Raw genomic sequence first — 25,112 nt, 5'->3', positions numbered from 1 at the left:
AGAATAAACTGGCGGTATCATGGATATCCGTCGTTGGATCATTATTGCTGCAATACTGCTTGCAGCAATAACGTTGCTGCCGGTGTTCACTCAACCATATAAGCCCGGGGAGTGCCCTCAGACCGATTATTCTAATATCTCGCTAGTGCTACGCGGGCTCGGCATTCAATTATATGTTTCAACATCCGCTATCCCCTACATTGACAAATCGAGCTTGGAAGCCCTAGGGTTCAGCATTAAAGTCTACACTGCTGGAGAATTAACGGGGTTGAACGGCCCCAGCATTATTCTCCTTAATGTATCAGAGCTCGCTGGCAGACCCATCGATATGTTTAACGAGCTAACTAGAGCGACACGTAATATTTCTAAGCTCGCCATAGTAGTCTTGAACCCCTACGGTGATGAAGAACTTTCTAAAGCCGGCCTAGAGGCGGTGCTCAAATACTATGGGTCTATAGGTCTTAAGCCGCTGCTACCCCTCTCAAGCCCTGAGTTAAATGATAAACTACAAGCGCTCCGAGTTAAGCCCGAGGTTTTCAAAGCTAAAGCATTAGTCTTCAGCGTTAACCCAACCGGGTTTATCGTAGTCGAAACCCTTGAAGACTTCGAGGAGACCATGCTGCTCGTAGTCAAGTGGATGGGATTCATGGAGGATGCAGAGATAAATAATATTGCATTGTATAGAGCCGCCGGCCCAGCCTCCATAACGAGTCTAAACGGCTTCAACCCCGTAGGCTTCGTTGGATGGATAACAGCCAACTTCACTGGAGCGGTTTGTGGCGAGATTACAGGCTATATGGCTGTTAAAGTAGACTACTTCTATGCCAATACAACCACGCTGGGCGGCAAGTTGTATCACGCGTTTCTAGCCCACGTCGAGCACTCAGCTAAAGGCTATGCTACTACTTGTTGCCCCTGGTGGTGGCCGTGGTGCTCCCCTACCTACCACTATCCTAAAACCTTCGTGTCGAAGACCGATTGGCACACTACTACATGGCCTGGACAGGTCCTAGATGATTGGCAGCCGAAGAATGCTGGCTCTGCTTCAACGGTAACCTACACTATCGCGTGGAATGCTGGTGCATCAGTTGGACAGGGTATTCGAGCCACGGTTTCATACTCAACTTCAACATCTATAACACAGCCTAACGCCCCCTATTACACATGGTACGATATATCCGACCCGCCTTACGGCATCGCAGCTAGTAAACACGAGCTGCAACCGGGTGGTCTAAGCGAGTCTCAGCTCACCAACATATTGTTCACCGTAGAACCATCCTCGATAGGATTCCTAGACCCAGACAGGTATGGAGACGTCTTGCCGATGATAATCCAACACCAGTTTAACACGGCACTAAATACTGGTGATGCTGCAAGCATATCCTTCAGCGTAAGCTTATATCCCACAAGCCTATACTACTGGTAGCCACATACTCGTAAACGATATTTTTCTGAATAACTATTTTGTTAAAAATTGTTAAAAATATTTTTATTAACTATAGTAGTACTAACCCGATAATTTTTGCCAAATTAGTGACTATATTTACTATATCAGATTTTACAACTGAAAGCCTTGCCCTTCTATGGCGGGGAGGAGGTCAGACTGCCACCACCTGATGCTCCTATAAACATAGAAAACACGAACTGATACAGAAAACTACAACCCGATGCTTCAGCCTTGTCCAAGATTATCGTATTGTTTATTCGATTATGTTTCACATGCAAATCTTTAACTTTAATCCGCGCGTACCCTCAACGATGCTTCTCTATATATAGGATCCAAGAACTGGTAGTTGTAGATTATGCTCATGTCCTCAAGGTTTTTCAATATATTATGTAATATACTCGATGATATAACTGTTCCTTCTTTCTCTTCAACATACCTCTTTAAACTGCTCCACGTTCTAACACCCTCAGCTATTCCTTTGAGCACGTATGCGTATCTTCTCCCTCTTTCTCTCACAATATTCTCTAGCTCTCTTAGGGCTATGTCTACAGCTAGCTTCTTTATCCTATCTATGTCTCTACTCCCTCTAGCATACTCGTTGCCGAAAAACGTTAGCCAACCAGGTATACCGTCGAATTCTTCAACAGCTTTCTCTATAACCTCTCTCTCCACATCCATCCCCAACTCCTTAAACCCGGCTTCCAAGAACTCTCGCGAGACGTCTTCATTGAATCTCTCCAGCTTAAGATTGAAACAGTACCTTCCGTAGAGGGGCGAACCAGGTTTGTCAATCCCTAAGAGCCCGTAGAGTAAACCAACCTCTGAACCAGTTAGTATAAAAGTTATGTTCCTATCATAATCGTACGCGTGTGCAAGTGCATTCAAGAACTCCTGTGAACGAGGGCCTCTGAGCTTCTGGGCTTCATCGAAGGCGATAATGATCCTTCTCCTGTTAAGAGCGTCGAAGAGCGAGGATAGTGTGAGCGCTCCTCTGCCCTTCCACTTAATCTCTACTTCAACACCCTTAATGCTTATACCCGATATCGACCTGAGAAGATCATGCAGTCTATCAAGCCCCGATGAAAACGCTTTCGATAGCAGGCTGTATAAATCCCGCAAGCCGTAGTTAGCGCGCAAATCCCTTAAATCAACTATTACGCTAGGAATATCTACCTCGCTGAGAAAAACGTTTAAGAGAGAAGTCTTTCCTATCCTCCTAATGCCAGATATAGTTATAACAGGTACATCAATATTAGCGTGAAGTAGCTCAAGCTCGCGATCCCTTCCAAAAAGCTCGCTTCTACTGGTCTTAGGCCTTGGATCGAACAACAACAGTTCTACCCCAGAATATATGTTCTGGGGTAGGACTAATAAATTTAAAATCCATATAGGAGTCTTTTGATGCCCATCAGCTGTTGTGGTCTTTCCTCGAATATGGAACAGCTTCAGCATTAGTGAAAGCTTTATAATACGTATACGTATATGTATACTTAGGGATGTATTATGGGTAGTAGGGTTGTTCCTGTCAGGCTTGACGATGATACGCTGAGGCTTATCGATGAGCTTGTGAATCTAGGTGTTTATAATTCAAGGAGTGAGGCTTTGAGGGACTTGATTAGGATTGGTGTTAAGCGTGTGGGAAGAGTTAAAGTAATCATCGAAGCTGTAAACGAGCTTTTCAAGCTAGAGGAAGAGGAGGGTGATACACCGGTTAAACTCGAAGGTGCTCTTAAACAGTTGCTAGCTGAACGGGAGAGGTTTTAAGCCTTGATCTACGTTGACACAAGCGTGATCGTCGCTGCCCTCGACCCAATGGATCCTAGAAGAGATGAAGCGAGAAAAACTCTAGAAATCCATGAAGACAAAGTAGTCTCTGAACTAGTGGTAACTGAACTTGCAAGAATAATTGCTAGACAACACAAGCTACTGGCTACTATAAGAGATAAGCTAGGGGTAAGTGACCGCGTAGCACTCATAGCCGTCATCCTGTATATTATGAAAAGGTTTAACTTCAGGTATATCAGCGTGAAGGGGTCGGCGAGGACCCCGATCGGCCAATTCTATAAGACTTTGGCATATGCTATAGAATTAACAGGAGAATTGAGGCTTAGAACGCTTGATCTACTCCACTTAGCCTACATTAAGGCCATGAAAAGCCAAGGCGCTCAGATACACGCTCTACTAACAGCTGACGCTGACTTTAAAAACAGCGAAGAAGACATTAGGAAAGCTCTTGGAATAACCATTGAATTAGTAAAGTAAACTCACATGCTACGTAAAGCTTTCAAACGCCATCAATAAGCTCTGTCCCCTGAAGAGGGCTCACGTTATCACTACATAGACTCCATCTATTAATGACATGCTCAGATAATGTCGTAATGGGTATAGGTAAGAGTATATTCAGATTCTATTGGTGATGTTAAAGGCATTACTGGAGTTCACAATTCTCAGTTAATGAAGGAGTTAGGTGCGTCAATGAGGATTGAATACAGGGTGAGTTGATCTTACCGTGGTTGAGCATTGGAACCGCAAAAGCCCTGTATGAGTATCGAAATGTGTGCTGTAAACGTATACCCCTTTATGACTACAGTTAGTGAAAGTCTTGATTTCTTCCCTCGATATTCGAGGATTAAGCTATTCGCTTTCAACCCTTGATCTTTAAGAGCCTTAGTGAGTTTAACACAACGCTGACATCGCTTAGCATCATTACGATTGCTCCTATCTCTGGCTTTATAAAGATGCCATAGCCGTAGAAAGCTCCAGCTGCTATTGGAAGTAGTATGGTGTTGCATATGAACGCCCAGAATAGGTTCTCGAGGAATTTTCTTCTAACCTTCCTGCTGAACTCTATGAGGAAAACTATGTCCACTAGTTTATTGCTTGCTATAACTACATCTCCAGCCTCCTTGGATATGTCGACTCCACTACCCATAGCCACACCAACATTTGCAGTTGATATTGCAGCTACATCGTTTACACCATCACCCACGTAGAGGGCCCTCTCGCCATCCAGCTGAAGTTTTTCACATACTTACCTTGTCGAAGGGCTTAAGCCTGTAGTAGTAAAAATCCACTCTTAGTACTTCTGCATAGTGTTTAACAGCTTCTGGAGCATCATCACTAACTATACCAGTCCTCATACCTAGCTTCTTTAAGTATTCAACTACTTTTACAGCTTCTGGCCTAAGCTCATCAGAGATCTCTATGATCGCGACAAGTCTTCCCTCTACTGCTACCGCAACTAGTGTTCCACCTCTCTCACCAATTTCTTTTACAGCTGGAAGCCTCGTTTTTTAGGGTGGGGATGGTGATAAGCTTATAGGCTGAGTTCTCTAGCGTATTCTTTGAGAGAGCCTCGGTAGGCATACCTCTAGCATGGAATAGCCTTAGAGCTCGTGGAAACCAAGATGAGAAAAGCCCTGACTCCCTTAACTGCACCACAGACGATGAATGCAGCCCCGAATAGATGCAGGGAACCAATGAACCACCCTTCAGGACGGGGAGGAGGACAGCAGTTTCTCCACGTTGCCTGATACATCAATTCCAAGTCTATACATCAACTCGGTACTTCCAACGGCTACAGTCAAGCCACTAATTCTACCTATGACACCCAGCCCTGGGAAGTGCTCGAACCCTTCGACATTCATTAACCCAATGTCCTGTTCACTACAGTACTTTACTATGGCTTTAGCTATTGGGTGTTCGCTTCTAGATTCCAAGCTACAAACATGAGAGAGAATGGTGTTCTTGCCTAGAGCGTTATCTAGAAACATGATTTCTTCACGAATGGTGCCCCAGTAGTCAAGGTGCCTGTTTTATCGAATAGTACAACGGAAGTTTCTAGTGCTCTATCAAATATATCTGCGCGCATAATTACAATTCCTTTCCTTGAAGTAGCTAAGACAGCTATTGAAGCCGTCATTGGAATAGCAATACCAATTGCGCAGGGACAAGCAGTTGCAAATACTGTTGCAACAAAGAACACTGCTTTTGCTATATCGCCTACATATGTAGACCAGTATAAGGCTGTGAGGGCGCCGAGGCTTATGATAACCCAGGTGAAGTATCCAACTACTCTATCTGCCAACCTAACTATTCTGGGCTTGTAGAACTGGGCTTCTCTAATGGTTTCAACTACTTTGTATAAAATGATTTCTCTACCAACTCTTGTTGCCCTAATCTTCATGTACCCAGACACAAGTTTACTTCCAGCTAAAACAGGATCTCTTGTTGAAGCCTTCTTGTATACAGGTAGTGGTTCTCCTGTGAAACAGCGAAGCGTACCGCATCCTCCAGAAACTCGACGTAGTCGTTGTTCGTCAGCGTCTCCTTGAATTTCTTTCTAGCTAAGTCGAAAGCCTCTTCCTTCATAACCCACGTTGGAGATCATGCTCGTCCCGGATTACATCCGGCAATTTCAGTTTCATGAGCCCTGTTATCTCCATAGCTTTCGTGTTTAGAACGGTTGCATACATGCAGACTCTCGAGAGCATCACAGACCTGTCATTGACGACCTTGTCAATGTCGTGTCTTGTCGGCCACCTGCCCTCCTCAAAAAGCTCTTGATCCCACCCATGGCCAAGCACCCATGTGGTCTTCGCACTTTTAGCATAATTTCTCAACTTCTCCTTCAGCTCTCTTATACTCCACGTAGATCAAGCATGTTTAAGTACATGCCTAACTCGTCAAGGTGTAGGTGTGAGTCTATAAATCCTGGGAGAATAGCCCTGCCTCCTAGATCTACTAACTCACCTCCTAACGTTTTGATTACAGTCTCTACAACTTTATTTTCCCCTACATAGATTACTCTCCCGTTAGCGACGATCATAGCCTCTGCTCTTCTGAGTGGTTTGAACGATATGTATATGTTACTGTTTACGAACCCTGCTAGCAACCAACGACTCACCCTGTACTAAATCTCGACTCAAAGTCCTTAACTTCCTTGAATATGATCGGCGATAATGCAAGAAGCACTACTAGGTTTACATATATGGGAAGACCTGAGGTAATGTCTCCCAGAATCCAGAACACTGCCGGTACCACACCGTAAAGCAATGCTGTCGCGCCGACAGCCCACACTATGAGAGGCGACCCTACCTGGAAGAACCTTATGAGGGCGTTCATGAGCCTTGGTTTGTTCTTGAGCCAGTATCTTGCTTCAACCTCGTAATATGTGTACCAACCAGTACTAGTAGTCAAGACGAATAGGAACAGCGTTATATAGAGTATGACCGGTGCTACGGGGCCATAGACGGATTCGAATGCTTGGAGGATAGCACCGACACCGCCTCTGCCGGTCTGCCAAACACCTGTAGCAACTACCACAAGGGCAGTCGTCGTACACACGATGATTGTATCGATGAAGACTTCCATGATACTCCACATGCCCTGCTTCACTGGATGGTCTACTTTAGCAGTAGCATGTATGTGAGGAGCGCTTCCGTTCACCTGAGCAGTGTCTTCATGTATCGAGGTGTAGCAGATTGTATCTGGTACGGCTGGGCTCATCACGGCTCAGCCACGGGTCTCGGGAACCAGAGCCCACCAAGTAAAATTGCAGTCTTTAGAGTTTACAAGCTTTTCAGGGATATATCCAAGAGATATGGATTAGACAGACACTCTGCACCAGCCTACACAATAACTCTAAGAGGTATAGAAAACACAATTTAGTGTTTCTGCCCCTGTTCTCCAACTCCATGGTTATCTTCAAAACAGCTATATCGCCACCAGTCTAGTTGAGTTACTTGACCATGTCCCAGACAGTGACCCTTAAACCAGGGTCTTCGACCACCGTGTAGTTGATTCTAATAACAACAGGTTCTGCCACGACATTAGAGCGTGGGTTAGCCCAGTAAACCTGGGACAAATAGTAGACTAACCAGTGGTTGAAACTACGACAACCGCTAGTAATAGAACAGTAGCCACAGGAAGCTTCACAGGGCGGCATCCACCATTTCGCTTTACTTTAAGCCCCTAATTAATATCTGACATCCTCTCCGCCCTAAAGGGCAGGGGTTGAGACAGGAATAGGCTCCTGAGAAGCTAAGTCCAGCGGGAAGAAAGACTGTGCATAAGCTTAACTCGGGCCACTGTGTTAAGCTAGGGGTTCAAGCAGGTAAATTATTAAAAATCCGCTCATGGGCTTCGACTCATCCCCCTGGAGACTATAAGGAGACTTGATAGAATAGAGTGGGGCACCGAGTTGATGGCTGGTGCAAGCATCGAGTTGTTGACGAGGCAGGAATAGCACTGAGTAGAAATAGTGTTGAAAGAAGATGGGAAGAAAAATGTTCGGGGACTAGGAGGCTTTGTAGTCTGGGACGATGGGTGGGAGTCCTGTCTTCTTCGCGTATAGTTCGCTCAGTAGGTAGTGGAATATTATCAATAGCACTATACCAACTGGTATGAGTATAATGGGGCTTGCTACTCCTAGCGCGAACAGTACGTATAGTAGAATGCTTGTGAAAGCCGCGAGCGTTCCATACGGTAGCTGCGTATTAACGTGATCTATATGATCGCATGCTGAGAACATTGAAGACATGATCGTGGTGTCGCTTATTGGGGATACGTGGTCGCCGTATATGGCGCCACCGAAGACGGCCCCTATGGTGGCGAAAGTCATGGTGTATGCTATGTCTACGTTGCCGTTGAACTGTGAGAGGGCCAGGGTCCAAGCCATGGGGACAGCCATGGGCATCATTATGCCGAAAGTTCCCCAACTCGTGCCTGTAGTGTAGGCGATGAACATCGAGGCTAGAAATATCACTAGAGGGACAAGTACAACCGGTACCCCCGCCGCGAGTGCGGAGTGCACGACGAAATCTGCTGTCCCTACGAGGTCTGTCGCGGTTTTAATAGTCCATGCGTGTAGCAAGATGGCGTTAGCATACACCATTAGATACATGCCTCTAATAGTCCACTTTATGGCCTCGGCGAGAGACATGGCTCTATCCGCAAGGATCCAGGCGAGGGTTACCATGTAGGCTGAGAAAGATGCCAATAAGAGGGCCTTAGAGGAGTCAGCGTTGGATAAGGCGTCCATGAAAGGCGTCTCCCAGAATCTCTCCAGCTCCTCGGCGCCAGTGGCCCACATTCCTATTAGTGCCATACCCAGTAAGACCAGGACTGACACTATGAAAAGCCAGTGGCTGACTTGTTTTCGAGAAGCTGGCCCAGCGCCGAGAACCTCCTCTGTCGGCATCAGAGGCGACGCCCCGTCTCTCAAAACCTTCCCCTCTTTATAGGCCCTCCATTCCGCCTTGAGCATTGGGCCAAAATGTCTTCTGGTCAAGACCACTATGTAGACCAGCGTAACTGCTAGAAGAGAGTAGAAGTGATAGGGGAGAGCACTAAGCCACATTGAGTAAGCGGATAAATCTGGGGCAACAGGTATTTTCCCATCGGCAACGGCCTTCTGGAGGCTAGTGAGAGCTCCATTTATTTGTGAGACCTCGAAGCCGATCCACGTCGAGATGAATAGCAATCCCGCTACTGGTGCAGCGGTTGAATCCACTATGTAGCTAAGGAGCTCGCGGCTAACCCTCAACCTGTCTGTAACGGGCCGCGCGACATTTCCCACGATCACCGTGTTAGTGTAGTCGTCGAAAAACACTATTGTCCCAAGGATAGTAGACATTAACCCCGCTCTCCTCGAGGTTTTAACTCCTCGTAGCAATACGTTCGCTAGGGCGTGAATAGTGCCAGAGGCATAGAGCAACCCCACCCAGGCCCCTATCACGAAGTCGAACAAGAGTATGCCCGCGTTCCATGGATCCGTAGCGTTTTTAACATACCAATCTAGGACGTTATAGGTGGCGATCGCTGGGTTGTAGGCACTGTACATTAACGCGCCAACCCATATACCAAGAAACAACCCTGGTAACACTTGTCCTGTAGCCATACAGAGCGCGATTGCCAGCAGGGGCGGTAGCAACGGGAACGTAACGTAGGGGAACCTCTTGTCTCCAGGCATAAACCCGGCGTTCGGCGGCACATATGTGATGAAGGCTATGGCAACCACAATTAAGACAACCACTATTTTCAACAGCTTACGCCTCTCCACAGAGCTCCTCCCCCACTAATATTTTAACGGAGACGGTTATAAGCTGACCAGTGCTCTAACGCGACATTAAACAGTATACTATCCAATCTCGCATCAAACAAGGAAACTTGCAGACCACAGTTTACCGTTCGCCCGAGGGTAAATACCTAGTAAGTTTCCAGAGAGTACAACGAGGTTACGAGGAGTATTCTGCGTCAGCCCACATAATAGCCCTTAAAGGCATAGAAAGGCATAATTTAATATTTCAGCCCTTATGGGTGCTAGCATGAGTTTGGATACCTTTAACCCGGAGAATACCCTTCTCAGCGACCTCGATGAAGTCTCCTTTACTAGAACCAGCATCGGGGACTAGAGATCCCATCACTCTTTTCCAAATAACTCGGAGTGATCCTTGATGATATACCTTAACCCGTAGTTTGAACCAGCCTCCTCATCGCTAACGAAAGCCGGTGCGGTTGTTCTGGTTGGTTTAAACCCCATGATCCGAAGGGCCTTGGCAGCAATGAGGGATGCTATACCTTGACCATTATTCCCTGTTCCATGTCCATATAATTTATCGCCAACAAGCCCTGGTTCAAAGGGTTCACAGAAGACTTGGTAATGAGATCCATTAGAATTTTAACAGCAGTATCTTTCAATGGATCTACCGTTTTGATGATTGTATGCAAAATTATTCATTAAGTCATCATGTTGATCTTAATGTGGACTGTGATTAAAAATATTTTTGCTAAGTTGGAAAAAGTTTATTGGATGAGATCACTCTGCCACCTTCTTAAGGCCCGTTCTAAAGAGCCAAGCCATTACCAATATTAGTAGTATGAATCCGAGTATGTCGCTGGTAAATGGCGTTGCCAGGGAGACCCCGCTCACTATTAGCCCTGCGAGCACTATGCCCGATATTGCTTCACCAGCTATTAAACCAGCTGCACCAATTGTACCATAATCGACTTCTTTAACCGTTCCAACTTTTCTTTCAACAATATACCTCAATATACCGCCTATGAATATTGGCATACCTAAGCTAAGCGGCAGATATATACCTACTGCTACAGGCATCACGGGTGTTCTGAACTTTGATCCCTTGATTCTGAGTATTTCATCAATTATTATTAGCACTATAGCGAGCACTGCGCCAATAGTAATCATATCCCATGGAACGACCCCTTCGAAAACACCCTTGGTTAAACTAGCCATTAACGTAGCTTGAGGTGCTGGCAAAGGAGTTACGCCAGGCTTCTCTGTGGGGGTACCAGCTATACCATACGCTGTTATCAATAAGTTGATAACCGGAGCCATGAAGAATGCTGCAGCAAATACTCCGATGATCTCGCCTACTTGCTGCTTCCATGGAGTAGCACCAACCATGTACCCAGTATACAAGTCCTGCATTATATCCCCAGCTATAGCAGCAGACATGCATATGACTCCAGCTACTAGTATAGTTGCTACCGCGCCTTCATGGACAGGGAAACCAAGCACCTTTAGAAGCAGCGCGGTTATCAGTAAGTTCATAATTGTTATGCCGGATACAGGCATATTAGATGAGCCAACAGTACCGGCCAAGTATCCAGCGATAGCTGTACCAATGAATCCCAATATGAACATGAGTACACTTATTATTAAGGCCAATAAGGGATCATTCAATATAACGAAGTACAGTATAGCTAGTGGAATAACGAATAGGGCGGTTAATGCTAACACGTAGTTCATCGGCAGATCAATCTCTGTTCTAACAATGTTACCTTGTCCTTCTCTCCTGGCCCTAGCTGCTTTGAGCCCCGATTTAATGCCTTTTACTATCGCTGATCTAAGCCTTATTAAGCTCCATATTCCACCCACGAGCATTGCGCCAACTCCGATGAACCTAGCCTGCTTTCTCCAGATTGCAAACGCTGCTGCCACTGGATCTGGGCTCGGCCAACCAGCTTGTGCTAGGATCGGTATGAAGATAAACCATGTTAATGCGCCACCAAGGAACACTAGTATCGCGATGTTTAAGCCAACTATGAAGCCAACCGCCAGTAGTGCAGGAGATAGATCGAGCCCGAAGTATAGAGGTATGCGTCCGGCGCTCCCAGCTACCTCGAGGCTCCCAGGCCATAGGCCTACTCCACTGAGAAACTTGTAGATTGCACCTATGATTCCACCATATGCTAGTGGCTTAGCATGCGCGCCGCCCTTGTCGCCGGCTATTAATACTTCTGCGCAAGCCCTGCCCTCGGGGAAAGGTAGTTTCTCATGGATTATATATGCTCTCCTAAGTATTACTGTGAATAATGCTCCGAGCGAACCACCGAGGCCAGCCATAATCGTGGTTAACCAGTAGGGTAGCTCAGTGTACAATTGTAGAATTATAAGCGCTGGCATAGTGAATATTACACCTGCTGCAAGGGCTTCGCCAGCGGAAGCAATTGTCTGTACAATGTTGTTTCCAAGAATATTTCTCTCACCAAGTGCTCTGAATAACGCCATAGAGATGACGGCTGCAGGAATACTTGCGGAAATAGTCATACCAGCATATAGGCCCAGGTAGGCATTTGCAGCACCCATTACTATTGACAATATTACTCCCAGTATAGTGTATTTCAGAGCTAGCTCGGGAAGACTTTTCTCGGGTGGAACATATGGCATATTGTCACCTCGATATGGATATATTTCTCGAGAAATATATAAAAAACCATTAAACAAGGTTTAGATACCTAGTGTTCAGCAGATACCACCTTGATCACGCGATAACAATGTTTGCTAATAATTTATCTAGCGTATAAAATACACTGAATTAAACCATTGAAGAAATAGACATCGCTATAATTACTGATCAATAGAAAAAGAACTTTTACATATCTATTTCCATTTTATCGCAAAGCAATTATAACAGCCCACAGCAAACGGGATAAATAAGTAAAGTGATCTCAGTATCCTCGTCCTTTGTAATATATTCATCTGGGTTCAATACTAACATCTATGATGAATAACTGCTTAGAAAGCTTAAGAACTGTTTCCCCCACTCTTCACCGTAGTAATCTAACTACGTTAGTTTTAAACTTTTTCCACGTAGTGAAATATCGACCTTAATGCGTAGTAAGTGTATTCAGTGACTATTAGAGAGCTCATACGTTGTCATTATATCATGCTGTGATATATGTATTCAGCATACATGAAGAGTAATTACAAGTTAGAGCGTGATTGTTTGCAAGCGGCTCAAAATATAAAAATTGAGAAAAACATCCACGTGGACTCTCAAACAGGTGATTAAAGAATGACGGGCCCGCCGGGATTTGAACCCGGGACCTCCGGCTCCGAAGGCCGGCGCCCTATCCTGGCTAGGCGACGGGCCCTAGTTACTTAAATCATTGTTCGGGTTATTTATCTGGTTTAGTGGGAAAACGTTTTTGAACCGCTGTGTGCTTGAAGGAAATGGTTGAAGTTGGTGATGGATGCTTCACTAATTGGGAAGTAATTATCTTATTTTCCTCAGCTCCTCGAGGAGGCTGCGAGGGCATCTAGTAGTCTATAAACTTCCTCCCTGCTGTAGGCTAGTGATGGATGGACGTAATGCCCGAGTCTCTAATAGATAATAGTAGGGTATTGTCTGCCACTGTTGATTAAAAAGGTTTAACCCCTACATTGAGTGAACTATATATACGTTATTGTTGTTTAAGTAGTCTAGTAGCATCTTATAGTATTCTTGCATCGATCTACCGCCGCCGTTCAAGGCGTATAATGCATCGCTAACTATATCCCCTATTGTCTGTAAGCCAACTATTCTAGGCTTGTAGAATCGGGCTTCTTTTAATCGTCTCAACAATCTTGTAGACACGGACCCTGCTCTCAAAATGTGTAAACAATGTGAAAACCTCTTTAGGAGAATTTGGGTTTTCGATATTTCTCTTCTTGTATCATCGAAACCGAGATATGGCAATCCCATGGTAACATCCTGGACTCTGAGCTTATCCCATCGCGAATAAGCGCAAAGATTTTTGCTCCCATGTACCTAGATAAGTGGGTGTTGATCCATGATATCTTCGCCGCGTTATAACCGTAGTTCCTTGATGCATTTACTCCTGGAGTAGTTGTCCACCAGGTGTATTGGTAGTGGTAGCTTTAGACCTGGCTCCATTAGGTGTCTAACTACTTCCACTGCGTCTTCAAGCCTTATTAGGTATCCTATACTCACATATATCTCGTTGCCCTGGCTGGTTTCAACTACCTCGCCTACTATTCTTCCATGCGCCTTCACGAGTCTCCTACCGTTTACCTCTTCCACCTCCCCGTAGAGCGGTTTCTTTGCTACCCCTATTGTTGGGGTGTTAAGTACGAGACCTATGTGTGTTGCTATGCCGAATGCTCTTGGATGGCTTAATCCATGTCCATCAACCAGTATTATATCCGGTTTCGCCGGCAACCTATGCAATGCCTTAATGTATACAGGGGCCTCCCTGAACGCCAGTAGGCCGGGCACATATGGTATAGGGGGCTTCGATGCGAGACACGTATATGCCAGGAGCATCTTAGCCCTGTAATCCATGAGTACAGCGCTTCCAACCTGTACCCCTCCCCTATATGATGCATCAACCCCTGCAACACTCCTTATTCTCGAAGGATCCATCCTTGGGAATGAATCGAGCTCCGCTAGAACCCTCTCAGAGAGTATTCTCTGAAGCATTACGGCCCGTTGATAATCGAAGCCCATTCAAATACCCTTACTTAATTAGCCTTAAACCATATATTAAGCCACGGTGATTTAAATGGCTTACAGCATTGAGGAACTCGCAGGCATTATGAAGACACTGCAGGATGAAGGAGTCAAGGCTGTCATAATAGGGGATACAGTGGTACAGTTAGCTCTAGGCAGGAGGAGACTAGAGGGTGATGTAGACTTATTCGTGTACGAGCCAAGCCCCCTCCTCGAGCAGGATTACTACCATGAGCTTGCATCCAGGCATGGATGGGAGGCATCATCGACGGAAGTAGGCACGGTGAAGCTGGTTGCACCATTGAGCGAGGACTACCTGGAGATCGAGTTATACGAGAACTACATGGATATAGAGATACCTGATGAAATACTTGAGAAAGCCGATGTGATCAGGATGGGCGGTGTAATTATTAACGTGCTACCAGTTGAAGCCTACCTGGTGCTCAAGGCCCGCCAAGGAGTGGACGCGGATAGGCTCGCGGAATATGTTAAACAACTGAAGAACAGTATAAATATAAAGCTTGTAGAGGAGCTGATCGGATATTACCATGAAGAGGAGCAAGAGACCATAATGAACAGGCTTAGAGACGCTGGCCTGAATATATAGTTCCGCACTAGGGAAGATTTTTAAATCACCCAAGGCATTGAGGAGAAGGGTAGGGGGTGCTTAATAAATGCCGGTGAATAATCCAGAGCTACAGAAAATAGTCTTCAACAGAGTGTTGAATAAAATGGTGTGCAGGAGATGCGGGGCCCTGAACCCGCCCGGCGCTACCAAGTGCAGGAGATGCAGATCCAAGGGCACACTACGCCCTAAGAAAGCTGTTAGAACAGCTACAAAAGCTACCTAGAGTTTGTTTAATGTTTAATTTAAAACCCGTCCTCCAGGCTAGGCCGGCTTAACCGCCTCCTAAGCTTGCTATCATATATTATCAGCGATATCAGCCCAGCCATGATTCCATAGTAATAATATACAATCCTATACTTCACGACAACCGAGGGATCTAGGACTATTGATAACCCGTATTCAGCTGCACCGCTTCCACCAGGCGTGGGCAGGGAGCTAAATGACTGCATGATGAAGTAGGCCTCAACAACTTTAACCACGGTGTCAGCATTAAACACGTGGATGAATGGAAGCGCCGCGACACCCCATATCGTGTGGTAGAGTATTGTCAACAGCCATAGCAAAGCCTTCTTCCCCAGGGATATCCTCGAAGCCATCTCACTATAGCTAGAGGCGAAATCAAGGTACCTTGCATACAGCTTGTTGAAGTGCTTCCTTACAAATCCAGGTATCCATCCTGGTGCCGCATCGAGTCCGCTGGGCATGCTCCTACCAGTCTTCACTATTTTAAGCGATATAGAGAGCCATGAAAAGGACATGAATAATGATACTAATAGGACAGGCGTGCTTAGAGGCAGGTATTTAACGCTGATGCAGGCACCAATAATGTTTACGGCTAATACGTCATAGTAAACCTCGTAGATCACTAGCGCATATGTTCTAACGGTATCCACCCCTGTTCTCCTGGATAAGTAATATGCTCTACCAGGCTCACCGCCTATCGAGGAGGGTGTTATATTCGCGGTTAAACCGCCTATGAGCCTAATAGCCAGGCTGTCTATTAACGGAAGACTAATCCCCTTCATACTTGATTCAAAGAGCAATTTTAACCTGAGGGCTGATATCACCCATCCTAGCGTTATTATCAGTAGTGAGACAAGAGTATCCATGGAGTACAGCTCCAGTAGTGAGCTAAGGGAGGATGTGATAACACTGTAAGCTAGGATCACAAGGGTTACCACTATCAGGGTGATGACTAAGCCTCTGCCCAGTCTTTTCTCAACCCGCATATCTATGCCCACATATATCATGGGTTTACCTAGATGTATTTAAACCCCAAAATATATACCATGTTATCCCGGTGTAAAGGGATGAGTCTTTAGCTATAGTGAAGACCAAATAGAATCCATGAGAGTGGATAAGCAAAGGTTAAGGGAGATAATCAAGGAGCTGAAGAAGTGGAAGGCCCATGCAACAATATTGTTGAGCCTGTATATACCGCCGGGTAGACCTATAGGCGATGTCTTAAACCTGCTCCGTCAGGAGCTCTCTGTAGCCGATAATATAAAGCTTAAGAAGACGAGGAACGCTGTTGAGAGAGCGTTGTCTATAGCCATTGAGAGGATAAGTAAGATACCCAAGGTCCCAGATAAGGGACTAGTATTGTTCGCTGGAGAAGACCCTGATACAGGGAAATCAATAACAGTCATGCTGATCCCACCAGAGGAGGTACCGGTATTCTTCTATAGGACGGATAAGGTATTCCATACAGAGTTCCTCGAGGAAATGGTCAGCGAATCCAATATAATTGGCTTACTAATAGTGGAGCGTGATGCCGCTACAATCGGCTTGCTTAAGGGTAATAGGTTGCAGGTGGTTGAGGAGCTAGAGGACTATATACCAGGTAAACATCAGAAAGGTGGTCAGAGTCAGCGCAGATACGATAGAATAATTGAGCAAATGGTTGAAGACTTCTATAAGAGGGTTGGTGAACACGCTAACAACGTATTCCTACCACTACTAGAGCAAGGTAAGCTTAAGGCTCTCCTAGTGGGCGGACCAGCCTATGCTAAATACGATTTCATGGAGAAGGATTACCTGGATTACAGGCTTAAGAAGATAGTGCTACCAGAGTTCATCGACGTAGCCTACCAGGGTGAACCGGGCTTAAGGGAAATGATAATGAGAGCCGGGGACTTATTAAAGGAGCAAGAATATGCTGAAACACTTAAGGCTATCGAGGAGTTCAAGTATCACCTGGCAAAAGATGACGGGTTAATAGTGTACGGTGAAGAAGAAGTACGCAATGCCCTCGAAATGGGCCTTGTAGGCATCCTGCTAATAAGTGAGCACCGGGAAGATATAGAGGAGTGGCTTGAGCTAGCAAGAAAACGGGGAGCTAAACCACTAGTCGTAAGCACTGACATACCTGAAGGCGAGTGGTTTGCACAAACCTTCAATGGATTAGCCGGAATACTGAGAACCCGTGTATCATGGTAGCTTCCAACCAGTCAACCAGTTTAATTTTTAATCAGTAGAAATTATAAGCCCTAGGAATAATAATTAACTATGGTGGGGATTTAGGAAATGATGGATCCCTCCTACAGGAGAGAACTACTATCCCTGATAATCAATGCAGGACTAGAAGAAGACTTCATAGAATGGTTAAGCATACAGGGCATAAGACACCTAGTAGGACGAGTAGACAACATACCAGAGGAACTACTACTAGCGTACGTTAAAGAGAAGAAACTTATAGATGCAGAAGAAAAAGACGAGATAAGCCTGAGAGAATCCTCGAACGAGCCAGGCGGAAACATATATATAAAAAGAAAAACTAAGACCCCGCCTTAAGGAGTACTGCTCCCTGATCATTCTAAAGAAGCCTAAACGTGAAATAGCATGATTCAAATATCTTTTACAACTGAAATCTCCAAACCCATTAACCTGGAATCACATGAAGTTAGAATGGGCCCGCGGGGACTTGAACCCCGGGCCTCCGCCTCTCTCAGACCGGGCTTGTAAGGGCGGCGTCCTAACCAGGCTAGACGACGGGCCCTCCCCTCATTATATGGATAGACCCGGGGTTAAAAAATCCTTTACAACTATTAAACAATGAGGAGAACCAGCTAACCTCCTCCCCGCCCTAAAAGGATGAGGCTTTCAGTTGTAACTCTAGCCATATTCTCTAAGAGCGGCAAAACTGCTTAGAGTTAGGAGGTTTAGGACTCCTCTCAGAAAGGTTTCGACTCACAGGATATGGGTTGAGATAATACAGAGGAGATACCCGAGATCATGGAGGTTTATCAAAGGTATTAGAAGAGTCATTAGGAAACACGGTGAGAGAATCAGAAGCACTACCCGTGATTACAACTGAAAGCCTCATCCTTTTAGGGCGGGGAGGAGGTCAGGCATGCAAGCTTGGAAGCATAGTAGCAGAACTAGCTGATGGGTATAACTCGGTAATTGTGCTTGAGAACCTGAAGAATGTTAGAGAGAATGCTAAGAAGGGCAGAGAGTTCAACAAGAGGCTATTGCTATGGTCCTACAGAAGAATACAGTTCACAGTAGAGTACAAAGCCCTTGAGAATGGGTTAGAAGCGGTTTACGTGAATCCAGGGAAAACCTCGTCAAGGTGCCCGAGATGTAGTAGCAAACTAGTTGAAGCTAGCTACAGGGTTCTAAAGTGCAGGAAGTGTGGTTACACAGGGGATAGAGACGTAATAGCGTGCATAAACCTATTCACGAAATACTCAAGATGTGGAGTGCCCGGGTCGCCTTGAACGTCTCCAAGCCCGATGAAAACCTGAGTTGGATGCAGGGGAACAAAAATGAGGGGATGATACCAATTAACATAAATCTACATCAAACCTGAACTCCTTAATAATAGGGGATGACATGGATGATCTAGCGGTAGCGGCCAAGTTGATTGGTGCATCCATAGACTACTTCAAATGATCGTGGTTAAAGTAAAACCTCTATGTCAACGTCTTTTATAATTGAGCCATATGCGTTCCTTATAGCTACATCGCTAAGGCCCACGGTTTCAGCAACTTCAACCTGGTTCCTTTTATTATTAGTGAGAATCCCTGCTAGATATACTGCCGCGGCTGCCAGGCTCGTCGGGCTTTTACCGCTTATGAATCCCTGTTCCTCGGACACCGATATAATATAGTTTGCCATAGTCTCAACGATCGGCGGGGCATTCAGCTTGCGTATAATATAACCCACGTAACGCCTTGGATCAAAGTTTTCCCTGGAAATCTTTATACTGCTATTAGATTCACGTATTAACCTTACTCCCTCCCATAAGTCTTTCTCATCGACGTTCAGCTCCGATATAAATACCTTTAAAGACTTAGGGGTATTATTAATCCTGTATGATAAATAGATAGCTGCTATGATTATCTTCCTCAATGTGCTCTCCTTGTAATTCTTATCCTTTACCGCTTCGTGGACAAGTTTTGCAGCCGTCTCCTTTACAGCCGGCGGAGGATTAATAAGCTTCAGATACTCGTTTAACTCCTGCAGTGCTTTTTTAAGCTTCCTATCCTTCTTCTCAACCTTTATCTCACTGTTAACTCTAACCCAGTTCCTTCCTTGTTTCAGGTGTTGCATGAAGCAACCAGATATCTCAGTCCCTCCTACACCATGGTCATGGACCATGTTTGTAAACATGCCACTATACCGTGGAGTACTGTTATTCTTCAAGAAGCCCTCGAAACCCTGATAGGTGGGCTTCTCCTCAACCACTAAGCCGCATGCCTGGCATATATAGCTGTTTGAATCTGGATCGAATATTATGTTTGAGCCGCCACAGTAGGGGCACTTCAACGTCTCCCACCCCTTTTATGCTTTCTCTGGGATGCTAGATAATAGTAGAGGACCGTGGAGGAGGGGGCCAGTCCCTTGCTCTCTAGCTTCACTACTACCCTGGGGTCGTCAACTCTACCGATAACATCTACTATCCTGCCTATTCTTCTATTGTTCTCGTCATATACTGAGGAATTAACTAGTTTTAAGATGACCCGTGTAGAGGGTTTTACGATGAGGAATCCATCCCTGGTAGAAGCCTCTACCATACCGAGCTTATTCATAAGTATCACTCTGGTATTACCATCACTATTTACTTTAAACTCATGGTTCATATATAAGGCGTATACCATATAAACACTACATTATTCAAAAAACATGTAATACATGTGTTTTTAAATAAAGTGCTCAACAAGAAAATAATACATTGACGCATATAATTAAATACTTCATTATTAAGGAATATACAGACATCAAATTCTATATATCACTAGCACACCCCTCAGAGATTTACAGCTGAAAACCATTTCCCAGAAGCATGAAGCTTAAACCATGAGCCATTCAGAGGTATTTGGATAAGGGTCCCTGCTAAAGTAGATAGGAGGTAAAAACGATGAATATGATCCATTAGTTCTCAACCAGTTATCCCCCGCCTCTTTCTAATCTCATCAGCAATCATGCGGAGGATCTCTAGTTTCCCTGATTTCTTATCCACCAAGACACGCCCTTTTACCCCTTTTAGCCTCGGGTAGTGTTTCTCCTCGTACAAGGGGTTTAACCCGAGTCTTTCCGAGGCCTCTATTATTTCCTTGATACTAGGATTTGGTACAGCCTTGCTTGAAGATATCTTCCTTCCCTCACTACGGCTCTTTTTCAAGTCTATGTAAGCCGGGTATACAACGATTTTCTTACCCTTGTTATCCCGGCTCAAAAAACCCCCCTTGATACTTGGTGATTATCCAAGGGTTATCCCAGTCTACTTCTTAAGGAGGACCCCGTTCAAGACTCCGTCTTGTCCGGGTCTTGATGTAACCTTTACGAGCCCTACTTCTGTTTTCACTATTGTGCCTTTCGAGATTATTTTAAACCTGGCATTCTGTGGGTTTGAAGGTGTCTCGACAACGTCTAGTATCTTAACCTTCTTCACCGCCTTCTCATCGGGTACTGCAACATTAATATATAAGGCCTTCTTTAACTTATACTTTACTCCCCCTCCAAGCGTCCTCACGTGTATTTTCTCCTCGCTGCTACTTAGAGTAGTGTTTACCGGCGGGGAGCCTAGCTCGTATTTTCTCTTACTCCTCTTCTCCCCTTTTAATCCACCTGTTGGTTTTCTTAAATCATTACCCTGATAATAAGACATCGCTAAACACCTGTATTCTAGTTAAAACAAGTATTACCTGGTTATAAATGTTTTGTGAGTAGAGTGGTAGTTATATTCCTCAACAATTATTATACTCAACATGGGATCGATGATACCGGGGTCAATTGAATTGTACGAGCTACAGGGATTTCTCACAAACATGCTCTACAAGCTGGGCTCACGCATCTTAAAGCCGGTTTATGAAATATATGAGAAATGGCTTTGGATGCAGATACGCGGAGGACCTTTTCCAAGACATATAGGTATCATTCCAGATGGAAACAGGAGGTGGGCGAAGAGGCTTGGGTTAAATCCCTCACTAGGGCACGTTTATGGATACGAGAAAATAAAAGAGGTCCTTAAATGGATATGGGAGTTAAAAATAAGGTATGTAACAATATACGCCATGAGCACTGAAAACTGCAGGTTCAGAGATGAGCGTGAACGAGAATACTTGTTTAACCTAGCCAGGAAAGGATTAACCGAGTTAAAGAACATGAGGGAGATACATGATAGGAAAGTCAGGGTGAAAGTATTCGGGGCACTGGATCTAGTCCCAGAGGACATAGCCGTGTTGGCGAGTGAATTAGAGAAGGAGACATCCAGGTATGATTCATTCCAGCTAAACATAGCGTTATGTTACGGCGGCAGGCATGAGATAATAGATGCCGTAAAAGCTATTGTAAAAGAGGCATTAGAGGGTAAAATAAGCCCCGACGACATCGATGAGGAATTATTTAGCAAATACCTTTACACTAATGGAGCACCAGACCCGGATCTAATAATCAGGACCAGCGGGGAGGAAAGAATCAGTAATTTCCTACTATGGCAGTCAGCCTATAGTGAGCTATATTTCTGTGATGTATTCTGGCCGGAATTCCGTAAAATAGATTTCTGGAGAGCCATTAGAAGTTACCAGAGGCGTGAAAGAAGGTTTGGTAGATAAATATTGCCTTACTGCTCCTCCATGAAATCCTCTGGCTCACCATATATTATCTTGAGCTCGTCGATTGTTAAACGCTTCTTACCGCTTGCCTTCTCCAGGATCTCCTGCTTCTTCATGTTTAAAACCATGCCCAGTTTAGCCTTCTCCAGCTCCTTGTTGAGGCTACTAACCTTCTCCCTTAACTCGTTGAGCTTACCAGTTAAATCCTCGATTTCCCTGGATATAGCGTTAACTGAGTCCTGCTTAACCTGTATATCGTTCTTTAAGTCAAGGTATTTTTTCACTAGCTCATTTAACTGTTGTTTGATCTTATCCCTTTCAGCTGTAAGCCTACCTATTTCCTCCCTCATATTGTTGAGCTTACTGGTTAAGTCTTTTACCTGGATCCTGAGGCTCGAATAGAATGCCTTAACCTCTAATATTTCATTTTTCTCTTTTCTCAGCTTCTCGGCTTTCTCCAGTAGTGATGAAAGCCTCTTTATCTTCTGTATTATCCTGTTCTCCTCTTCAATTGATAAGACCCTGGTTTGCAGCATCCATTCGAGCCTCTCGATCTCCTCTCTCAGTATATTAGACGGCGTCCTCGCCTCCCGCGACATGTTCTGGATAACGTTTTGTTTCTCAACAAGTATTTCTCTCAGCGTCCTCAGCTCTTCTATCTTGCTCCTCCTCTCTTCAGCTAGCCTTTTATACTCTTCAATGAGGCGTTTCCTCGTCTCCCTAATATTCTTTAGTTTTTCCTTGAGCGACCTCAGCTCACTGAGATACTTCTGCTTCTCGACCCTCTCCGTCTTCAACTCATTTATTAACTGGTATCTCTGCTCCTTCAGCGTCTTTATCTTCTCTCTTACCTCACTGATCTGCTTCGACACTTCTTCTATTTCTCTCTGTATTTCCTCGATACTTGTTTGCACCATTAGTTCTCCCATTAACCCTGTTTAAGTATGATCCTCGCGTCAACAGCCATAGCTCCCTTAGGGTAGGCCATCACCGGGTTTAAATCTATTGATTCTATCTCAGGGTTCTCCTCCATTAATCTAGCTGTTTTAACGATTATATCAGCCACTGCCTCTTTATCGACTGGTGGCTGGCCACGGTAGCCGTCGAGTATTTTCGACGACTTGATCTCATTAAGCATTCCTAATGCATCGTTCATTGTAATAGGGGCTACCCTGAATGAAACATCCTTTAATACCTCAACGAATATACCGCCCAGCCCGAACATTATTACTGGCCCAAATATATTGTCTCTCACACCGCCAACAATTACCTCGAGTCCTTGTGGAGCCATATTATACATTAACACCCCCACTAATCTAGCATTTGGTGCTTTAAGAGACACTGTTCTAAGCATTTCTTCAACTGCTTTTCCAACCTCCTCTCTACTCTTGAGCCCTAGTTTCACACCACCTACATCACTCTTATGCGTTATATCCGGTGACACTATTTTCAACGCTATTGGATACCCTATTTTATCAGCTAGCTCCACCGCCTCCGCTGGCGATTTAACAACCACTACCTCCGGGGATGGGATCCCATAGTATTTAATTATTTGGAACGCCTCGTGCTCCAATAGTTTGAACCTGTTTTCCTTAAGTGCTGCAGCTAATATGTCACGTGGAGACATGCATCCTCAACCCTGTTATCCTTGTGTATTAGACTTTATTCTACTATAGGTATATAATACTTTAAGTGCTCTAGCAGCTCTTTCAGGCGACTCGAAAACAGTTACCCCGTTCTCCTGTAGTTTCCTAGCCAGCTTAACTGCCTCCTCCCCACCTATTGAAATAACTATAACCGGCTTCATATACTTATTCTTGGCCTCTATGAGGTAGTCTGCCAGACCACCCTTTATCCCTGGTACCTGTGGAAGCGCGACCACAACCACTGCGTCAACATCGCTACGTGGCAGTACTTTCTCAAGTACCTTTATATATCTCTCATCATCTGTATCACCTGTTAAATCAATCGGGTTCTCCACGATACAGTGAGGCGGTAGTATTTTCCTAAGCTCCTCCCTTAAGTCCGGTGGAGTCCTGGGCAGCTCGAAACCCTGGACTGTTAGTGCATCGGTTAACATTACCCCGACACCACCAGCGTCTGTAACCACGTAGACCCTGTTACCCTTCATCAATGGTTGATCTAGTAGTATTCTTACGGCGTCCATCATTTCATCAAAGCTTTCAACCTCTATTACGCCAGCCTGCTTAAACGCTGATCTATATAGCGAATAATTACCAGCTAAAGCAGCCGTATGGCTTGCCGCTGCAAGGCTTCCACGACTGGTTTTACCGGCTTTGAACACGAGTACAGGCTTTACCCTGCTGACCCTCCTGGCTGTTTCAATGAATATTCTTCCACGAGCATTCTTCAAGCCCTCTAGGTATATCAGTATCACCCTTGTTTTATCGTCGCCGGCGAGGTATTCAAGTAAGTCGATGTCATCCACGTCTATCTTGTTACCGTAGCTTATAGCCCTTGAAACACCGATGTTATTATAGGCCATCCAATCCATGAGCGCGGATGCGAAGGCACCACTTTGGCTAATGAAGGCAACGTATCCCTTGGGAGGCCGCTTCATCTTCTCCTCTGGAAGGAAGAATGTGTCGACACCGCTCCAATTATCGAAAATACCAATGCAGTTGGGACCGATTATTCTTATACCGTATTTCCCCGCTAACTCCTTTATCTCGTGCTCCAGCTTCTCACCTTCAGGGGTCCCAGTCTCCTTGAAGCCGCCGCTTATTATTATTACAGCCTTACACCCTTTTTCACCGAGCTCCCTGAGCACCCCTGGAACACTTGGAGCAGGTACAGCAATGACGGCTAGATCCGGTGTCTCCGGTAACTCACTTACGCTTCTATAGCATTTCAAGCCCATGATCTCATTGTACCCAGGGTTCACAGGGTATATTCTTCCCTTATACTTCTTAATGAAGTTTTCCAGTATAACCCGGCCGACCTTCCCCTCCTTGGGTGTTGCACCTACTATCGCGACGCTCCTTGGATTGAAGAACGACTCGAGCATTGGAACGCCACCTGTTTATATAATCTTTCCACCTAGATTAAATGCGGTCAAGGTATAAATATTTATAAAAGAATATTATATTATAAAAGCATAGATACTGGAAATAGGTGGGAACCATGGGTAATGTGACTTTACTAGAGTTATTCCTAGAGTTCCTGAAAATAGGCTTCTTCATGTTTGGAGGTGGATA

General features: G+C 45.0%; 28 protein-coding genes, 2 tRNA genes and 3 pseudogenes. 9 read left to right on the top strand and 24 right to left on the bottom strand.

The annotated features are described in order from the left end of the window. Positions 1-19: 19 nt before the first annotated feature. Positions 20-1,426 carry a hypothetical protein gene (locus QXV08_RS02455; protein WP_342784595.1) on the top strand — a complete coding sequence of 469 codons (1,407 nt, stop codon included), beginning with the start codon at positions 20-22 and terminating at the stop codon, positions 1,424-1,426. Positions 1,427-1,735: 309 nt separating this feature from the next. On the opposite strand, the gene QXV08_RS02450 is transcribed toward QXV08_RS02455, so the two are convergent. Further along, a complete protein-coding gene (locus tag QXV08_RS02450) occupies positions 1,736-2,779 on the bottom strand; it encodes an ATP-binding protein (protein ID WP_342784593.1) in 1,044 nt (347 codons plus the stop codon). 171 nt (positions 2,780-2,950) lie between these two features. On the opposite strand from QXV08_RS02450, the gene QXV08_RS02445 reads away from it, so the two are divergent. Both QXV08_RS02445 and QXV08_RS02440 read left to right on the top strand, forming a co-directional pair. Then, complete coding sequence (locus QXV08_RS02445) at positions 2,951-3,211, top strand: ribbon-helix-helix domain-containing protein (RefSeq protein WP_342784591.1); 261 nt, start codon at positions 2,951-2,953, stop codon at positions 3,209-3,211. 3 nt (positions 3,212-3,214) lie between these two features. After that, entirely contained in the window at positions 3,215-3,709 is a 495-nt protein-coding gene (locus QXV08_RS02440; protein WP_342784589.1) for a PIN domain-containing protein, read from the top strand. A gap of 382 nt (positions 3,710-4,091) precedes the next feature. On the opposite strand, the gene QXV08_RS02435 is transcribed toward QXV08_RS02440, so the two are convergent. The 14 genes and pseudogenes from QXV08_RS02435 to QXV08_RS02375 all read right to left on the bottom strand — a co-directional run bounded on the left by QXV08_RS02435 (position 4,092) and on the right by QXV08_RS02375 (position 14,202). Further along, a complete protein-coding gene (locus QXV08_RS02435; RefSeq protein WP_342784587.1) occupies positions 4,092-4,436 on the bottom strand; it encodes an HAD hydrolase family protein in 345 nt (114 codons plus the stop codon). 34 nt (positions 4,437-4,470) lie between these two features. Then, on the bottom strand, positions 4,471-4,713 hold the full coding sequence (locus tag QXV08_RS02430; protein ID WP_342784915.1) for an HAD family hydrolase: 243 nt from the start codon (positions 4,711-4,713) through the stop codon (positions 4,471-4,473). A gap of 225 nt (positions 4,714-4,938) precedes the next feature. Then, on the bottom strand, positions 4,939-5,166 hold the full coding sequence (locus tag QXV08_RS02425) for a hypothetical protein (RefSeq protein WP_342788053.1): 228 nt from the start codon (positions 5,164-5,166) through the stop codon (positions 4,939-4,941). Positions 5,167-5,210: 44 nt separating this feature from the next. Beyond that, positions 5,211-5,657 (bottom strand): annotated as a pseudogene (locus QXV08_RS02420) (HAD-IC family P-type ATPase); the annotation flags it as partial. Positions 5,658-5,659: 2 nt separating this feature from the next. Then, positions 5,660-5,818 carry a hypothetical protein gene (locus QXV08_RS02415; RefSeq protein WP_342784583.1) on the bottom strand — a complete coding sequence of 53 codons (159 nt, stop codon included), beginning with the start codon at positions 5,816-5,818 and terminating at the stop codon, positions 5,660-5,662. Beyond that, positions 5,815-6,275: pseudogene (locus QXV08_RS02410) on the bottom strand (amidohydrolase family protein). The gene QXV08_RS02415 and the pseudogene QXV08_RS02410 overlap by 4 nt, the downstream one beginning before the upstream one ends. Positions 6,276-6,349: 74 nt before the next feature. Continuing rightward, positions 6,350-6,955, bottom strand: coding sequence for an alanine:cation symporter family protein (locus tag QXV08_RS02405; RefSeq protein WP_342784581.1), 606 nt, complete (start codon positions 6,953-6,955; stop codon positions 6,350-6,352). Positions 6,956-7,187: 232 nt separating this feature from the next. Beyond that, positions 7,188-7,394 carry a hypothetical protein gene (locus QXV08_RS02400; RefSeq protein WP_342788054.1) on the bottom strand — a complete coding sequence of 69 codons (207 nt, stop codon included), beginning with the start codon at positions 7,392-7,394 and terminating at the stop codon, positions 7,188-7,190. Positions 7,395-7,745: 351 nt separating this feature from the next. Next, positions 7,746-9,419: a Na+/H+ antiporter NhaC family protein gene (locus QXV08_RS02395; protein WP_342788065.1), complete on the bottom strand. Its 1,674-nt coding sequence runs from the start codon at positions 9,417-9,419 to the stop codon at positions 7,746-7,748. A 450-nt stretch (positions 9,420-9,869) separates the two neighbouring features. Then, positions 9,870-10,031, bottom strand: a pseudogene (locus tag QXV08_RS08940) (M20 family metallo-hydrolase); the annotation flags it as partial. A gap of 234 nt (positions 10,032-10,265) precedes the next feature. Beyond that, entirely contained in the window at positions 10,266-12,140 is a 1,875-nt protein-coding gene (locus tag QXV08_RS02390) for an OPT family oligopeptide transporter (protein WP_342784577.1), read from the bottom strand. A gap of 632 nt (positions 12,141-12,772) precedes the next feature. Further along, positions 12,773-12,847 (bottom strand) — tRNA-Arg (locus QXV08_RS02385). A 284-nt stretch (positions 12,848-13,131) separates the two neighbouring features. Continuing rightward, entirely contained in the window at positions 13,132-13,329 is a 198-nt protein-coding gene (locus tag QXV08_RS02380) for a hypothetical protein (RefSeq protein WP_342784575.1), read from the bottom strand. 213 nt (positions 13,330-13,542) lie between these two features. Next, positions 13,543-14,202, bottom strand: a complete 660-nt coding sequence (locus tag QXV08_RS02375; protein WP_342784573.1) for an endonuclease V — start codon at positions 14,200-14,202, stop codon at positions 13,543-13,545. 55 nt (positions 14,203-14,257) lie between these two features. Here QXV08_RS02375 and QXV08_RS02370 point away from each other — a divergent pair, with 55 nt between their 5' ends. Together QXV08_RS02370 and QXV08_RS02365 are read left to right on the top strand one after the other, a co-directional pair. After that, positions 14,258-14,812, top strand: coding sequence for a nucleotidyltransferase (locus tag QXV08_RS02370; RefSeq protein ID WP_342784571.1), 555 nt, complete (start codon positions 14,258-14,260; stop codon positions 14,810-14,812). Between the two features lie 67 nt (positions 14,813-14,879). Further along, complete coding sequence (locus QXV08_RS02365; RefSeq protein ID WP_012608529.1) at positions 14,880-15,056, top strand: 50S ribosomal protein L40e; 177 nt, start codon at positions 14,880-14,882, stop codon at positions 15,054-15,056. A gap of 19 nt (positions 15,057-15,075) precedes the next feature. Here the strand turns inward: QXV08_RS02365 and QXV08_RS02360 are convergent, their stop codons facing one another. Continuing rightward, positions 15,076-16,083 (bottom strand): lysylphosphatidylglycerol synthase transmembrane domain-containing protein, encoded by a 1,008-nt coding sequence (locus QXV08_RS02360; RefSeq protein WP_342784563.1) that lies wholly within the window; start codon positions 16,081-16,083, stop codon positions 15,076-15,078. A gap of 97 nt (positions 16,084-16,180) precedes the next feature. Here QXV08_RS02360 and prf1 point away from each other — a divergent pair, with 97 nt between their 5' ends. Next, positions 16,181-17,272 (top strand): peptide chain release factor aRF-1, encoded by a 1,092-nt coding sequence (prf1, locus tag QXV08_RS02355; protein WP_342784561.1) that lies wholly within the window; start codon positions 16,181-16,183, stop codon positions 17,270-17,272. Between the two features lie 87 nt (positions 17,273-17,359). Then, a complete protein-coding gene (locus tag QXV08_RS02350; RefSeq protein ID WP_342784559.1) occupies positions 17,360-17,626 on the top strand; it encodes a hypothetical protein in 267 nt (88 codons plus the stop codon). Between the two features lie 115 nt (positions 17,627-17,741). Here QXV08_RS02350 and QXV08_RS02345 read toward each other — a convergent pair. Further along, a tRNA-Val gene (locus tag QXV08_RS02345) sits at positions 17,742-17,831 on the bottom strand. Positions 17,832-18,111: 280 nt separating this feature from the next. Between QXV08_RS02345 and QXV08_RS02340 the strand changes: the two genes are divergently transcribed. Further along, positions 18,112-18,555, top strand: a complete 444-nt coding sequence (locus QXV08_RS02340) for a zinc ribbon domain-containing protein (RefSeq protein WP_342784557.1) — start codon at positions 18,112-18,114, stop codon at positions 18,553-18,555. Positions 18,556-18,736: 181 nt separating this feature from the next. On the opposite strand, the gene QXV08_RS02335 is transcribed toward QXV08_RS02340, so the two are convergent. The 4 genes from QXV08_RS02335 to QXV08_RS02320 form a co-directional block, all read right to left on the bottom strand. Next, the gene (locus QXV08_RS02335) at positions 18,737-19,606 is read right to left on the bottom strand and encodes a transcription initiation factor IIB family protein (RefSeq protein ID WP_342784555.1); all 870 of its coding nucleotides are present in this window, start codon (positions 19,604-19,606) and stop codon (positions 18,737-18,739) included. Continuing rightward, entirely contained in the window at positions 19,603-19,920 is a 318-nt protein-coding gene (locus QXV08_RS02330; RefSeq protein ID WP_342791418.1) for an RNA-binding protein, read from the bottom strand. Before QXV08_RS02330 ends, QXV08_RS02335 begins: the two co-directional genes overlap by 4 nt. Positions 19,921-20,219: 299 nt before the next feature. Further along, entirely contained in the window at positions 20,220-20,516 is a 297-nt protein-coding gene (locus QXV08_RS02325) for a signal recognition particle protein Srp19 (RefSeq protein ID WP_342784551.1), read from the bottom strand. A 45-nt stretch (positions 20,517-20,561) separates the two neighbouring features. Then, a complete protein-coding gene (locus tag QXV08_RS02320; RefSeq protein WP_342784549.1) occupies positions 20,562-20,948 on the bottom strand; it encodes a 30S ribosomal protein S8e in 387 nt (128 codons plus the stop codon). A 109-nt stretch (positions 20,949-21,057) separates the two neighbouring features. Here QXV08_RS02320 and uppS point away from each other — a divergent pair, with 109 nt between their 5' ends. Further along, a complete protein-coding gene (gene uppS / locus QXV08_RS02315; protein ID WP_342791419.1) occupies positions 21,058-21,894 on the top strand; it encodes a polyprenyl diphosphate synthase in 837 nt (278 codons plus the stop codon). Between the two features lie 8 nt (positions 21,895-21,902). On the opposite strand, the gene QXV08_RS02310 is transcribed toward uppS, so the two are convergent. The 3 genes from QXV08_RS02310 to QXV08_RS02300 are packed head-to-tail and all read right to left on the bottom strand — an operon-like array spanning position 21,903 to position 24,922. Further along, entirely contained in the window at positions 21,903-22,811 is a 909-nt protein-coding gene (locus QXV08_RS02310) for an ATP-binding protein (RefSeq protein ID WP_342784547.1), read from the bottom strand. 11 nt (positions 22,812-22,822) lie between these two features. Continuing rightward, on the bottom strand, positions 22,823-23,521 hold the full coding sequence (locus QXV08_RS02305) for an acetate--CoA ligase family protein (RefSeq protein WP_342784545.1): 699 nt from the start codon (positions 23,519-23,521) through the stop codon (positions 22,823-22,825). 15 nt (positions 23,522-23,536) lie between these two features. Further along, positions 23,537-24,922: a CoA-binding protein gene (locus QXV08_RS02300; protein WP_342784543.1), complete on the bottom strand. Its 1,386-nt coding sequence runs from the start codon at positions 24,920-24,922 to the stop codon at positions 23,537-23,539. Positions 24,923-25,112: the final 190 nt, after the last annotated feature.

It is taken from the genome of Desulfurococcus sp. (genome assembly GCF_038881575.1).
In the GTDB taxonomy this organism is placed as follows: domain Archaea; phylum Thermoproteota; class Thermoprotei_A; order Sulfolobales; family Desulfurococcaceae; genus Desulfurococcus.
This window is presented reverse-complemented; position numbering and strand designations above follow the sequence as displayed.